At 61.6% G+C, this 12,730-nt stretch carries 14 protein-coding genes; 8 read left to right on the plus strand and 6 right to left on the minus strand.

Going from position 1 to position 12,730, the window contains the following annotated elements:
* Positions 1-16 precede the first annotated feature (16 nt).
* Positions 17-1,360, minus strand: coding sequence for a prephenate-dependent tRNA uridine(34) hydroxylase TrhP (trhP, locus tag ACW4DH_RS15570; RefSeq protein ID WP_459637319.1), 1,344 nt, complete (start codon positions 1,358-1,360; stop codon positions 17-19).
* A gap of 160 nt (positions 1,361-1,520) precedes the next feature.
* Between trhP and ubiU the strand changes: the two genes are divergently transcribed.
* On the plus strand, positions 1,521-2,516 hold the full coding sequence (ubiU, locus tag ACW4DH_RS15575; RefSeq protein WP_459637320.1) for a ubiquinone anaerobic biosynthesis protein UbiU: 996 nt from the start codon (positions 1,521-1,523) through the stop codon (positions 2,514-2,516).
* 26 nt (positions 2,517-2,542) lie between these two features.
* Entirely contained in the window at positions 2,543-3,439 is an 897-nt protein-coding gene (locus ACW4DH_RS15580) for a U32 family peptidase (protein ID WP_459637321.1), read from the plus strand.
* 128 nt (positions 3,440-3,567) lie between these two features.
* Here the strand turns inward: ACW4DH_RS15580 and ubiT are convergent, their stop codons facing one another.
* Positions 3,568-4,044 carry a ubiquinone anaerobic biosynthesis accessory factor UbiT gene (gene ubiT, locus ACW4DH_RS15585; RefSeq protein ID WP_459637322.1) on the minus strand — a complete coding sequence of 159 codons (477 nt, stop codon included), beginning with the start codon at positions 4,042-4,044 and terminating at the stop codon, positions 3,568-3,570.
* A gap of 191 nt (positions 4,045-4,235) precedes the next feature.
* Between ubiT and mntR the strand changes: the two genes are divergently transcribed.
* From mntR to ACW4DH_RS15610, 5 genes are all read left to right on the plus strand, one after another.
* Positions 4,236-4,688 (plus strand): manganese-binding transcriptional regulator MntR, encoded by a 453-nt coding sequence (mntR, locus tag ACW4DH_RS15590; protein WP_459637323.1) that lies wholly within the window; start codon positions 4,236-4,238, stop codon positions 4,686-4,688.
* 179 nt (positions 4,689-4,867) lie between these two features.
* Positions 4,868-5,845 carry a metal ABC transporter solute-binding protein, Zn/Mn family gene (locus ACW4DH_RS15595; protein WP_459637324.1) on the plus strand — a complete coding sequence of 326 codons (978 nt, stop codon included), beginning with the start codon at positions 4,868-4,870 and terminating at the stop codon, positions 5,843-5,845.
* A gap of 65 nt (positions 5,846-5,910) precedes the next feature.
* Positions 5,911-6,708, plus strand: coding sequence for a metal ABC transporter ATP-binding protein (locus ACW4DH_RS15600; protein ID WP_459637325.1), 798 nt, complete (start codon positions 5,911-5,913; stop codon positions 6,706-6,708).
* The gene (locus ACW4DH_RS15605; protein ID WP_459637326.1) at positions 6,705-7,853 is read left to right on the plus strand and encodes a metal ABC transporter permease; all 1,149 of its coding nucleotides are present in this window, start codon (positions 6,705-6,707) and stop codon (positions 7,851-7,853) included. The genes ACW4DH_RS15600 and ACW4DH_RS15605 overlap by 4 nt, the downstream gene beginning before the upstream one ends.
* Positions 7,853-9,016, plus strand: a complete 1,164-nt coding sequence (locus tag ACW4DH_RS15610; RefSeq protein ID WP_459637327.1) for a metal ABC transporter permease — start codon at positions 7,853-7,855, stop codon at positions 9,014-9,016. The genes ACW4DH_RS15605 and ACW4DH_RS15610 overlap by 1 nt, the downstream gene beginning before the upstream one ends.
* 31 nt (positions 9,017-9,047) lie before the next feature.
* Here the strand turns inward: ACW4DH_RS15610 and flhC are convergent, their stop codons facing one another.
* The 4 genes from flhC to ACW4DH_RS15630 form a co-directional block, all read right to left on the minus strand.
* Positions 9,048-9,644 (minus strand): flagellar transcriptional regulator FlhC, encoded by a 597-nt coding sequence (gene flhC, locus ACW4DH_RS15615; RefSeq protein ID WP_459636091.1) that lies wholly within the window; start codon positions 9,642-9,644, stop codon positions 9,048-9,050.
* Between the two features lie 4 nt (positions 9,645-9,648).
* Positions 9,649-9,984, minus strand: coding sequence for a flagellar transcriptional regulator FlhD (gene flhD / locus ACW4DH_RS15620; protein ID WP_459636090.1), 336 nt, complete (start codon positions 9,982-9,984; stop codon positions 9,649-9,651).
* Positions 9,985-10,573: 589 nt separating this feature from the next.
* Complete coding sequence (locus ACW4DH_RS15625; RefSeq protein ID WP_459637328.1) at positions 10,574-10,786, minus strand: hypothetical protein; 213 nt, start codon at positions 10,784-10,786, stop codon at positions 10,574-10,576.
* Between the two features lie 42 nt (positions 10,787-10,828).
* The gene (locus tag ACW4DH_RS15630; RefSeq protein WP_459637329.1) at positions 10,829-11,014 is read right to left on the minus strand and encodes a hypothetical protein; all 186 of its coding nucleotides are present in this window, start codon (positions 11,012-11,014) and stop codon (positions 10,829-10,831) included.
* 295 nt (positions 11,015-11,309) lie between these two features.
* Between ACW4DH_RS15630 and ACW4DH_RS15635 the strand changes: the two genes are divergently transcribed.
* Positions 11,310-12,674, plus strand: a complete 1,365-nt coding sequence (locus tag ACW4DH_RS15635) for an alpha-amylase family glycosyl hydrolase (RefSeq protein ID WP_459637330.1) — start codon at positions 11,310-11,312, stop codon at positions 12,672-12,674.
* Positions 12,675-12,730: the final 56 nt, after the last annotated feature.

Raw genomic sequence — 12,730 nt, forward strand, 5'->3', positions numbered from 1 at the left:
TGCTTAGCACAGTGACTTACAGGTCGCGCATCAGCAGGGCGTATTCGGCCCGGGCCGGGTCGATGACGGCTCCCGGCACACGCAGCCGCACCACATGCCCCGAGCCGGCTGCTACGTCGATCCGCTCGCCGCGCGAGCTTTCAAGCGACTCAAGGACGAAGCGACGGTTGCCGCCCGGCAGCATCAGCTCCAGCGTCTCGCCCACGGCGAAGCGGTTCTTGACGTCGATCTCCAGCCAGCCGCGGTCCGCATCGTAGCCGAGCGCCTCACCGACGAACTGCTGGTGCACCCCGATGGAATGGCCGCGCTCGTAGTTCTGGTACTCGTCATGCACGTGGCGGCGATAGAAGCCCTCCGTGTAGCCCCGGTTGGCCAGGTTATCGAGCTCGTCCATGAGACGCATGTCGAAGGGGCGCCCCGCCACGGCATCATCGATGGCGCGCCGGTAAACTTGGGCCGTGCGCGCCACGTAATAGGGCGACTTGGTGCGACCCTCGATCTTCAGCGAGGCCACGCCCATTTCGGCAAGTCGCGTCACGTGTTGCACGGCGCGCAGATCCTTGGAGTTCATGATGTAGGTGCCGTGTTCGTCCTCGTGGACCGCCATGTAATCGCCGGGACGCGATCCCTCCTCGATCAGCGCCGAACGTTCCTCCTGCCCTGCCGCTTCGCCTGCCACGGCTCTCCCCGCATCAGCCCCCACATCGACCGGCATCAGGTCCCCGGTCTCGTCGGTGGTCGAGGCAATGGTGTTGTACTGCCAGCGGCAGGCATTGGTGCAAGTGCCCTGGTTGGGGTCGCGATGGTTGAAATAACCCGACAGCAGGCAACGCCCCGAGTAGGCGATGCACAGGGCACCGTGAACGAACGTCTCGAGCTCCAGATCCGGACACTCGCGGCGGATCTCGGCGATCTCCTCCAGCGACAGCTCCCGGGACAGGATGATGCGACGAATCCCCTGGCGCTGCCAGAAACGCGCGGCGGCATGGTTGACCACGTTGGCCTGCACCGACAGATGGATCGTCTGCTCCGGCCAGCGCTCGCGGACCATCATGATCAACCCCGGATCCGACATGATCAGCGCATCCGGCCCCGCCTCGACGACCGGCGCCATATCGTGCAGATAGGTCTTGAGCTTGCTGTTGTGGGGAACGATGTTCGAAGCCACGTAGAACGCCTTGCCGCGTTCGTGGGCGTAAGCGATGCCGCGATGCAGGTTATCGAGGCTGAAATCATTGTTGCGTACCCGCAGCGAATAGCGCGGTTGCCCGGCATAGACGGCATCCGCCCCATAGGCAAAAGCATAGCGCATGTTCTTGAATGTTCCGGCGGGGGACAGCAGTTCGGGGGCCTGCGGCATGGCGGGTTCCTCATGATAGTGACGAGCAGCGGCATGATGCCTTTGGTCCTTTTCCACGCCCAGCTCGGGAAGCTCAAAAACGGTACGGCCATGATCCGCATCAAGGGGAAACCGAAAATAGTCGACTAGCATGGTCGGTCTTTCAGTCAGGAGGCAGCCCATGGAACTCGTCTGTCCGGCGGGCAACCTGCCCGCCCTGAAACGCGCCGTGGACGAAGGAGCCGATGCCGTCTACTTCGGCTTCCAGAACGCCACCAATGCCCGCCAGTTCGCCGGACTCAACTTCAGCGGCAAGCGTGCCCGGGAAGGCGTGACCTACGCCCATTCGCGAGGCAGTCGGGTATTCTGCGCCATCAATACCTATCCCCAGCCGGATGGCTGGGAACAGTGGACGCGCGCAGTGGATCAGGCCGCGGAGCTCGGTGTCGACGCGCTGATTCTGGCCGACATGGGACTGCTCGATTACGCCGCCCGCCGCCACCCCGACCTGCCACGGCACCTGTCGGTGCAGGGCTCGGCCACCAGTCATGAGGCGCTGCGCTTCTATCACGAGCATTTCGGTATCGTGCGTGCCGTACTGCCGCGCGTGCTGTCGCTCACCCAGGTACGCGATCTGGCCCGCCAGAGCCCGGTGGAGCTGGAGGTCTTCGCGTTCGGCAGCTTGTGCATCATGGCCGAGGGACGCTGTTACCTCTCTTCCTACCTGACCGGTGAATCGCCCAACACGCGCGGCGTGTGCTCGCCGGCCGCCCACGTACGCTGGGAGGAGACTCCCGAGGGCCTGGAATCGCGCCTGGGCGGCGTTCTGATCGATCGCTATGCCGCGGACGAACGTGCCGGCTATCCCACGCTATGCAAGGGGCGCTTCGAGGTGGATGGCGAGACCTACCATGCCATCGAGGAACCCACCAGCCTCAATACTCTGGACCTGCTTCCCGAACTCAGGGCACTGGGCATCAGCGCGGTAAAGATCGAAGGCCGCCAGCGCAGTCCTGCCTATGTGGCCAGGGTGGCCGGCATCTGGCGCCAGGCGCTGGACAGCCTCGAACGCGACCCGGAAGGCTTCCGCCCCGCCCCAGCCTGGATGACGGGACTCGGAGAGCTTTCCGAAGGCACCACCACGACATTGGGTGCCTACGAACGTCGCTGGAAATGACCCGATACGACAGAGCAGGAGGCAACATGCAACTTTCCCTGGGCCCGGTGCTGTTCTACTGGACGCGTGAACGTCTCGCCGATTTCTACTGCGACGTCGCCAGCTGGCCGGTCGATATCGTCTATCTGGGCGAGACGGTCTGCTCCCGGCGACGCGACATGAAGCTCGACGACTGGCTGGATATCGGCCGCAGGCTGAGCCAGAGCGGCAAGCAAGTGGTGCTGTCGTCGCAGACCCTGATCGAATCCGAGGCGGACCTGCGCAGCTTGCGCAGATTGTGCGCCAACGGCGAGTTTCTGGTCGAGGCCAACGATCAGAGCGCACTGCAACTGCTGTCCCGGGCGGGACTGCCATTCGTCGGCGGCGCATCGCTCAATCTTTACAACCCGGCCACGCTTGCCGTGCTGGCCGCTGCCGGCCTGCAACGCTGGCAGGCGCCGGTGGAAATGTCCCGACAGGCTCTGGCCGCCCTGCTCGAGAGCTGTCAGGAGCGCGAACTGGCGCTGCCCTGCGAAGTGTTCGCCTACGGGCATTTGCCTCTGGCCTGGTCGGCACGCTGTTTCACTGCCCGGCGCCACGACAAGCCCAAGGATCGCTGCCAGTTCGTCTGCCAGCAATACCCTCAGGGTCTGCCGCTACGCTCCCAGGAATCCTGCGAGGTCTTCACGCTGAACGGTATCCAGACCCTTTCGGGGGCCTGCCAGGACCTGCGTCACGACATCCCCGCCATGCGTGAAATGGGCGTGGCCGTGGTACGCCTGAGCCCCACTGCCCTGGACATGACTGATGTGGTAATGGCATTCGACTGCGCCCGCCGGGGAGAGCCGCTGCCCCGCGACCCGCTGGCCCTGGTGGACGCCGAGGTCTGCAATGGCTACTGGCACGGCCGTCCCGGCATGGCCCTGACCCAGCCACCGGCATGACCGTCGCAGCGGACCGGTGGTTTCGCTATGCTATATAGCCGCCGGTCCGCTGCGTCAGCGCAAGGCGCTTCGCCCAAAGCGAGCACTCGCGTCTGTCGTACCGCCTGTGCTCGCAGGTCCGGTCGTGCCTATCGAGACTCGCGGCGGGAGCGCGCCTCGAGACGATAGAGCCACTCTCCCAGTTGCGCGGGAATCACGCCCTCTTCGCGGCTATCGAGGAGGTTCTTGACCATCAGTCCCAGTTCGGTATCGCCTTCGATCACCAGGCGGCGCTGAAAGAACAGGCTGTCCGGGTCCTCCTTACGCGTGGCCAGGCACAGGAATTCGCGCCAGCCACCGCGGATGACCGCCTCCCCTTTGGAATCGAGCACCGTCAGGCGGCGTTCCTGCATGCCCAGCGTCAGAGACATGTCCAGGTCCTCGAGGCACAGCGCAATGCACCGCCCCTCCAGTGCGTCGAACTCGCCCTCCGCCAAGGGCTCGGCAAAGACGCGGTTGAGCAGTGGCTCGACCAACTGTCGCTTGAACGTTGCCGGCAGAAGCGAGTCGAGCGTGCCGAGCAGGCGAGCGGGAGCCGGTAGGCGAGGCAAGGTAGCAGGGAACATGAAGCAACTCCTGGTGGAGGGGGCATGAGCGGAATGCCTGTCATGCTAGATCGAGCTCCCGGACCGATACCTGATACGCATCAAGCCAGACCGCATTGGAATCGCCGATGCCATGCCTTGTTGCAATGTTTGTCGCGACAGGCATGATGGTTGCTCCGTTCCTGTCAATGTCCGAAGGTCGTCGCCCGCGCATGAAACCCACATCCCGCCCCGCCTCACACCGCGGGCCGTTGATAGAAGCCGAGAGCCACGTGGAAGGGTTTCGCAAGGCGCGCGACGCACGCCGTACCGAGCTGATCGAGGATTATGTCGAGCTCATCGCCGACCTGATCGGCGATACGGGCGAAGCCCGACAGACCGATATCGCACGCCGCCTGGGAGTCGCGCAGCCCACCGTTGCCAAGATGCTCAAGCGCTTGGCCGAAGAGGGCCTGATCATCAAGCGACCGTACCGTGGCGCACTCCTGACCGAAGAAGGCGAACAACTGGCCGTGGTGAGCCGGCAGCGCCATCAGATCGTCGAAGCCTGCCTGCGCAAGTTAGGGGTGGATGCCGAAACCGCGCGTATCGACGCCGAGGGCATCGAACATCATGTCAGTGGCGAAACCCTCGCCGCCTTCCAGCGCTATCTGGAAAAAAGCTAGCCTCCTCGTCCTGTTTGCCCTCAGTAGCTTGATATGGTTCGGCGATACCGTTTCATTGCTTCATTCCCCCGGCCTCGGGCTTCAATTGACTTGTGACGGGCTTTTGCCGAAGGTATAAGCGAGAGTATAGCTAATGCTATACAATGCAGCGTTGCGATGACGCCAGGGGAGATAGCGGCATGAAACGTAGCTTGATATGGTTGAGCGCACTGGCGTCACTGGCATATGGGCCGCATGCCGCATACGCCCAGGCATCTCCCATGAACGCGGTCGTGACGATCGGCATGCTCGGCGATGCCGTCGAACACGTTGGTGGCGAATGCGTAGAGGTCACGACCGTGATGGGGCCGGGCGTCGATCCCCACCTCTATCAAGCCAGCGCCAAGGATGTGAGAACCTTTCAGCAGGCCGACATCATTCTCTATTCTGGCTATTCTCTGGAAGGCCAGCTTGGCGATGTACTCGAGCGGTTCTCCCATATCAGGCCGACGCTCGCCGTAGCGCCTGCCTCGATCGACAGCGAAAGCCTCATTACCGTTCAGGATGACTACGGCATAGACCCGCACCTGTGGATGGACGTTGGTCTGTGGTCACGGATCATTCCTACCCTTGCCGATACGCTAAGCGAGCAGCGCCCCGCCTGCGCAACGCTTATCCGGGCCAATGCCGCGCAGTACGACGCTCAGTTGCAGGCACTGCATGCCTGGGTCAAACAGAGTATCGCCACGATTCCCGACGCACACCGTATCCTGGTAACGGCACACGATGCCTTCAGTTACTACGGTCGGGCCTACGCTATCGAAGTGGTGGGCATCCAAGGTATCAGTACCCAGACCGAAACCGGCGTCGCCGATATCCGTGAGATAACTCGTACCGTCGTCGAGCGACAAGTCCCGGCCGTTTTCGTCGAGAGCACGATCAACCCGCGCACCGTTCAGGCCGTGATCGATGCCGCCCGAGATCAGGGGCATGACGTCTCGATTGGCGGGCAGCTCTATTCCGATGCCATGGGCGAGGCGGGGACGGCCGATGGCACCTATATCGGCATGATCTACGCCAATACGCACCATATCGTCGAGGCGCTTGGTGGCGATGTGCCGGCCCTACCCGACGAGCTGAACGCCTGGGCCGAGCAATGGACTCTTGAGTCACCGTAGCGGAGCATCAGCCCAGTAGGGAAAGCCTGCGGCTTCACAACACCAAGGACAGGAACGTCTGCGTCATGACTACGCCGCTTCACGAGCCGAATCTCGCCCTGCATGTCGAAGACCTGACCGTGAGCTATCACAGCAAGCCGGTGCTATGGGATATCGACTTCGATGTTCCCCCCGGCGTGATGGCCGCCATCGTCGGTCCCAACGGCGCCGGCAAGAGCACGCTGATCAAGAGCATCCTGGGACTGGTACCGTCCGTGGCGGGTCACGTCACACTCTTCGGACGGCCCTACCGCCGCCAGCGTCGGCGTGTGGGTTATGTGCCTCAGCGCTCAAGTGTCGACTGGGACTTTCCCACCACCGCCCTGGATGTGGTCACCATGGGGCTCTATGGCCATCTGGGCTGGCTGCGGCGACCCGGACGCCGCGAGCGGCACGCAGCGTTGCAGGCACTCGAGATGATGGGAATGCAGGATTTCGCCCAGCGCCAGATCAGCCAGCTTTCCGGTGGGCAGCAGCAGCGCGTATTTCTGGCCCGGGCACTGGTACAACAGGCCGAGGTCTACTTTCTCGACGAACCCATGGCCGGCGTCGATGCCACCACCGAACGTGCCATCGTCGACATCCTGCGCAGCCTGCGCGATGCCGGCAAGACGGTCATCGTCGTGCATCACGACTTGCAGACAGTGCGCAGTTATTTCGATTGGCTGCTGATTCTCAACGTCAGGGTCATTGCTCAAGGCACGGTGCGCGACGTGTATACCGCCGCCAATCTACGTAAGGCCTATGGCGGCCAGATCGCCCTGCTCGAGGAATCCACCTTGCGATCTCATGACGACACTGCCGAGATGAGCGACAAGCCATGATCAGTATCGGTGAGCTGCTCGGGGATTACACGCTCCAGAACGTCGTCATCGGTGCGGCGATGCTGGGCATGATCAGTGGCGTGCTTGGCAGCTTCGCAGTGCTGCGCAAGCAGAGTCTGCTCGGCGATACCCTGTCGCATGCCGCCCTGCCCGGCGTCTGCCTGGGGTTCATCGTCTCCGGCACGCGGCACATGGGCAGCATCCTGATCGGCGCGCTACTCACCGGCGCGCTGGCCGCATTGTTGATGCTGCTGCTGACCCGTAACAGCCGTCTCAAGACCGATGCCGGCCTGGGCATTACCCTGAGCACCTTCTTTGCGCTCGGCGTGGTACTGCTGACCTATATCCAAGGCATGAACAATGCTGCCCAGGGCGGGCTCGACTCCTTCCTGTTCGGCCAGGCGGCAGCCACGCTGCGCAGCGATCTGTGGATCATGGGGGGCATCACCACCGCCGCCCTGATGCTGGTGGCGCTATTGTGGAAGGAATTCAAGCTGGTCTCCTTCGATCCCGAATTCGCCGTTTCGCTCGGCCTACCGGTGGTATGGCTGGAAGTGCTGCTGACAGTGATGATTGCCCTCGCCGTGGTGGTCGGCCTGCAGATGGTCGGTGTCGTTCTGATGGCGGCGATGATCATCGCTCCGGCGGTGGCCGCCCGGCAATGGACCCGGCGTCTCGAGAGCATGGTGACGCTCGCGGCGATCATCGGGATCACATCGGGAGTTTGCGGGGCGCTACTGAGTGCCCTGGCACGTGGACTCGCGACGGGGCCACTGATCATTCTCAGCGTTTCCAGCGTGGTCGTCTTCTCGCTTCTCTTTGCGCCGGGGCGTGGTTTCGTGTGGGAAACCGCGCGGCTATGGCGCGGCCGGCGACGCCTGCAGTATCAGCAGGTGCTGACCACGCTTTATCAGCTTGCCGTCCACCACGGCGACCCCGCCTATCGTTCCGAACAAGGGATGGTTGACACCTATCATGGCGTGGCCACGCAGACGGCACTGACCAAGCTCGAGCGCCGCGGCTTCATCGAATTGCGCTCCCCCTCCCCGGACGAACCGAGCAGCGGAGCCCATTGGGCATTGACGCCGGCAGGCATCAACGAGGCCGAACGAATCCTCAACTCGCTGGGCAGGGAGGACGCCTGATGCTAAGCGCAGTGTTGGATAATGTGCCGTTGATGATCATGCTGGTGGGTATGTTGGTGGGTACCGCCTCGACACTCGTGGGGACGTTCCTGGTGCTGCGCGGTACCAGCATGCTGTCGGATGCCATCGGTCATTCGATCGTGTTCGGCATCGTAATCGTCTGGTTGCTGACCCATCAGCAAAGCGGTCCGATTCAGATCATCGGCGCCGCATTGACCGGTATCCTCACCGTGTTTCTCACCGAACTGCTGGTCAGCACACAGCGGGTCAAGAAGGATGCTGCCATCGGTTTGGTCTTTCCGGTGCTCTTCTCGCTCGGCGTGCTGTTGATCAATCTCTATGCCCGCGATGTACATATCGATACGCATACCGTACTGCTCGGCGAGATCGGCTTCGTATGGCTCGATACCGTAACGCTCGGCGACTACCGCATCCCCCAGTCGCTGCTGTCGATGGGCGCCATGACGCTAATCAACGCGCTCTTTGTCGGGCTGTTCTACAAGGAACTCAAGATCGCCACCTTCGACACCGCGCTGGCCAAGGCGCTGGGATTCGCGCCTGGCATTCTGTTCTATGTCCTGCTGCTGCTTACCAGCGGGACGGCCGTGGCGGCGTTCGATGCCGTGGGTGCCGTGCTCTTCGTCGCCTTCGTCATTGTCCCGCCCTCCACGGGCTATCTGCTCACGGACCGATTATGGTTGATGTTTGTCTACGGAATCGCGGTCTCGATCGCCTCGAGTGTCAGTGGCTACTTTCTGGCGGTGGCCTGGAACGTGTCCATTGGAGGAATGATGGCGGTGATGACCGGTGTCTTTCTGATGCTTGCCTTCCTGGCCGGCCCTCGCTATGGACTGATTGCCCAGAGCCTGCGCCGCCAGGGACAGCGGCGTGTCAACGAGAGCCGCACATTGGCGGTACATCTATACAACCATGAAGGCGAGCCCAACCAGGGCGTGGAAAACGTCACGCAGGCACTGCGCGATCATCTGCACTGGGACGATGCCCGGGCCCGCCGGGTCGTACTGCGCAGCCTCGACCAACGGCTCATCGTGCGTGACGGGGATCTGCTGTGCCTTACGCCCAGCGGACGCGCCATGGCACAGGAAATTCTGGAACCCGCCAAGGCGGGGCTATCCCCTCAGCGACGAGCCCATTACGGCTAAGCCTTGCTCAAGCCCCGCTATCTAGCCATCGTCAGGCAGAACGCACCAGGCGTTGCGGAACCTCCTGGGCGGCGTGGTCTTCCTGCGCTTGCGCCTCTTCCTTGGCCAGGCGCGCCTTGCGTGTCTTGCCGGCGCGTGAGGGAGGCTGACAGATGCCGCAGACGAAGCTCGACGTCGGGCTATGGGCATGGGCGACGAGATGGCCCTTGCAGCTCTTGCAGGCGGACAGCTGCAACAGGTCGCTTTCGAAGAAGCGCACCAGGGTCCAGGCGCGGGTCAGTCCGAGAACCGGCTCGGCGTCGTCCAGCGACACCTGCTCCAGATAGAGCCGGAACGCCTTGACGAAGGCTTCCATGCGCTCGCAGCCGAGCTCTTCGTTGAGGCTGCGGTAGATGTTGTAGAACAGCGAGGAGTGAATGTTCGGCAGCCAGGTCATGTACCAGTCGGTGGAGAATGGCAGCATGCCCTTGGGCGGCGACATGCCGCGCACTTCCTTGTAGAGCTTGATGAGACGGCCACGGCTCAGGTCGGTCTCGGTTTCCAGCACTTGCAGGCGGGCGCCGAGCTCGATCAGCTCGATGGCCAGTTGGACCTGCATCATTTCACTGACAAGGCTCTTCTCGGTCATGACATCAGGCTCCTTTCTTCGCCGCTGTCATCGGTACGACACGGTCGGCCGCCATGAGCAGAGCGGCATGGGTCTGTCCGAGGCCCTGTTCACGGGGATTGTTGACCAGTTGCTGCAGCTGGGCGGCATCGTCGAAACACAACCGGCACAACAGCTGGTTGGTGCGTGACAGCTGGCTCAGCTGCTTGACGGAGAGCGAGGACAGCAGGTCGGCCATCGATTCGCCGATTTTCAGGCGGAACATGGCGGTGGCCCGATCCTCACTCAGCAGCCGTTGCACCAGCAGCAGGTAGGAAAGGTTGATGTCGCGGATGTCATCCAGAAGGCTGTCGATTTGCATTGTCATTCCCGAGAGTATCGTTATAAGGGTCAAGGCCCGATGCTGCCTTGGCCAGACACCACATTGGCTGTGAAGTCATTATGGGATGCATTCTGAGACATTTTTGTGAAAAATCTAGCCTTTTTTAACCATCCATTTACATCAAGCTTACGCAAATCAATGAAGAAAACCACATTTCTTGTCTAAATAATTGAATTAAAAGTGAGTTTTTTTGAGGTCGCAAGGCCTGCACAGACTCGACTTTTTTGTAACTGAACAATGTTCGATAATCTCTCACGCATAAAATGGTTAAAATTTGTAACAAGCGCTTGGCGTGCCCGTATTGAACCTCCCGCCAGAGACGCTCGCCGAGTGGGCGCGAGAATCGATATAGCGCCCATGCCCCGGTGGACGCGACATACCCTTTCTCGGGCCCCAGACAGCTGTAAATCAAGCATTGAGCAGGCTGGGCGCGCGACGAAACTCCCCATCATGAATCTGATGGGGAGTTACCACTCAGCACGATAGGGAGAATAACGCCGGATAAGGTATGTTCAGGCGCCTTCGCTATGCGGACGCCTTCAGGTTAGATACTTTGCTCTATCGCTGTTTACCCGCGCTCGGGATGTGAAAGCGCCTGACTCGTCTCGAGTATCGAATGTTCCCTTGCCCGCAAACGGGGCGTCGGCCGCCGCGGGAGTCCTCGCTCATGTGCCGTGAGCGTGAAAGCCGCAACCAGGCTTGAAAGACGCTCGGATTGCTCCTGAAGCTGACTGGCGGCCGTGCTGGATTCCTCCACCAGTGCCGCGTTCTGCTGAGTCATGCGGTCGAGTTCGGCAACCGCCTGGTTGACCTGACCGATACCCTAGCTCTGCTCCCGAGTCGCGGCGCTGATCTCGCCCAGTACATCGGCCACCCGTGCCACGCTGGCGACGAGCGCATTCATGGGCATGCCGGCGTCGCATACCCGTCCAGCTCCCGCCCGAGTCTTCTCCGACGATGCATCGACCAGTGCCTTGATCTGACGTGCGGCGGCCGAACGGATAGCCAATTGCCTGTTATCGGCCCCGAACGAGGGAAGCTTTAAGACATGAGCAAGACCGCAGTATATGCGTAGGCGTCATACGCCTTGCGCCAACGAGGTCGGCAATGTTCGGCTACTCTGACCAGTGCTAACCGCACTTGAGCCAGTGGACGAATGTCCGTTTGCCAGCGCGATTGAGACACGTTGCCAGCCGTCCAGGCGTCGTCCATCCTGACCGACATGGTTGACGCGTGATGGTGACGATCAGCAGATACAGGGCGCCTTATCGGAACGGCCCCATTCCCATAGCAGGAGGAAACGAATGCCGTCCTGGACATCCGACGCGGTCTTCTACCACATCTATCCCCTGGGGCAGTGTGGCGCGCCGCGTACCAACGATTTTTCGTCCATCCCCGAGCCTCGCCTCGCCCAACTCAACGACTGGATCGAGCATCTGCAGTATCTCGGCATCAATGCCGTCTATCTCGGTCCGGTATTCGAATCCACCGCACATGGCTACGACACCGCCGATTACACTCGTGTCGATCGCCGTCTGGGCACCAATCAGACCTTGGCCGAGCTGGTCGCCGCCTTCCACCAACAGGGTATCCGCGTGCTGCTCGATGGCGTTTTCCACCATGTCGGACGCCATTTCGGCCCCTTTCGCGACCTGCAGCATCACCTGCAAGCCTCCCCTTACCGGGATTGGTTCGCCGGCATCGATTTTAATCGTGAAAGCCCCAATGGCGATGCCTTCGCGTACGATGGCTGGCACGGTCACTACGACCTGGTAAAGCTCAACCTGCATAATCCCGAGGTCCGCGAGCATCTGTTCGGCGCGGTGGCGAACTGGATTCGCGAGTTCGATATCGATGGCCTGCGACTCGATGTCGCCGAGAATATCGATGACGATTTCCTGCGCACCTTGGCCGATTTCTGCCGTAAGCAGCGTCAGGACTTCCTGCTTATCGGCGAAACCATACACGGCGATTATCGCCGCTGGGCCAACGCCGACACTCTCGACTCCACCACTAACTACGAGTGTTACAAGGGCCTGTGGTCGAGCCTTAACGACCGCAATTTCTTCGAAATCGCCTACTCGCTGAACCGTGAATTCGGTCCCGAGGGGATCTATCGCCACCTGCCCTTGTACAACTTCGTCGATAATCACGATGTCGACCGCATCGCCAGCACGCTGCACCAGCCGGAGCATCTCTATCCGCTATATCTGTTACTGTTCAGCATCCCCGGCATGCCTTCGATTTATGCCGGCAGTGAATGGGGCATACAGGGCGAACGGCGTGCCGGAGATGATTCTGCGCTACGGCCCGCGATGCCCAGCCCCGAGATCAGGCACAACGCGCCGCATCCGGAGCTTGCCGACTACATTGCACGCTTGGCGCATATCCGCCATGCCAGCCCTGCCCTGCGCCATGGCGATTATCGTCAGGCCGCAGTGCATCACGAGCAGTTGGGCTTCATACGCCAAGTCGAAGAGGAATGCGTGCTGGTCGCCGTCAATGCGACAGCGCAACCGGCAGCGCTGACTCTCGACGCCCCGGTCGCCGATGGCAGTGTCTTTATCGACCTGCTGGAGCCGCAGCGACGCTTCGAAGCTCATGGTGGCCAAGTGCATATCGAGACGCTACCCGCCTATGGCGGGCGCATTCTCAGCTTGAGAGCGTGATTGCCCGTCCTGTCCCAGCCGTTTTTAAGCCCATGCGGGCAGGTGGATGATCGCAT

This window comes from Halomonas sp. WWR20, from assembly GCF_054602495.1.

What these genes read in the sequence shown, in the direction of transcription:
- trhP (WP_459637319.1), bottom strand. Translation starts at nt 1,360, where the DNA reads ATGCCGCAGGCCCCCGAACTGCTGTCCCCCGCCGGAACATTCAAGAAC.
- ubiU (WP_459637320.1), top strand. Translation starts at nt 1,521, where the DNA reads ATGGAACTCGTCTGTCCGGCGGGCAACCTGCCCGCCCTGAAACGCGCC.
- ACW4DH_RS15580 (WP_459637321.1), top strand. Translation starts at nt 2,543, where the DNA reads ATGCAACTTTCCCTGGGCCCGGTGCTGTTCTACTGGACGCGTGAACGT.
- ubiT (WP_459637322.1), bottom strand. Translation starts at nt 4,044, where the DNA reads ATGTTCCCTGCTACCTTGCCTCGCCTACCGGCTCCCGCTCGCCTGCTC.
- mntR (WP_459637323.1), top strand. Translation starts at nt 4,236, where the DNA reads ATGAAACCCACATCCCGCCCCGCCTCACACCGCGGGCCGTTGATAGAA.
- ACW4DH_RS15595 (WP_459637324.1), top strand. Translation starts at nt 4,868, where the DNA reads ATGAAACGTAGCTTGATATGGTTGAGCGCACTGGCGTCACTGGCATAT.
- ACW4DH_RS15600 (WP_459637325.1), top strand. Translation starts at nt 5,911, where the DNA reads ATGACTACGCCGCTTCACGAGCCGAATCTCGCCCTGCATGTCGAAGAC.
- ACW4DH_RS15605 (WP_459637326.1), top strand. Translation starts at nt 6,705, where the DNA reads ATGATCAGTATCGGTGAGCTGCTCGGGGATTACACGCTCCAGAACGTC.
- ACW4DH_RS15610 (WP_459637327.1), top strand. Translation starts at nt 7,853, where the DNA reads ATGCTAAGCGCAGTGTTGGATAATGTGCCGTTGATGATCATGCTGGTG.
- flhC (WP_459636091.1), bottom strand. Translation starts at nt 9,644, where the DNA reads ATGACCGAGAAGAGCCTTGTCAGTGAAATGATGCAGGTCCAACTGGCC.
- flhD (WP_459636090.1), bottom strand. Translation starts at nt 9,984, where the DNA reads ATGCAAATCGACAGCCTTCTGGATGACATCCGCGACATCAACCTTTCC.
- ACW4DH_RS15625 (WP_459637328.1), bottom strand. Translation starts at nt 10,786, where the DNA reads ATGACTCAGCAGAACGCGGCACTGGTGGAGGAATCCAGCACGGCCGCC.
- ACW4DH_RS15635 (WP_459637330.1), top strand. Translation starts at nt 11,310, where the DNA reads ATGCCGTCCTGGACATCCGACGCGGTCTTCTACCACATCTATCCCCTG.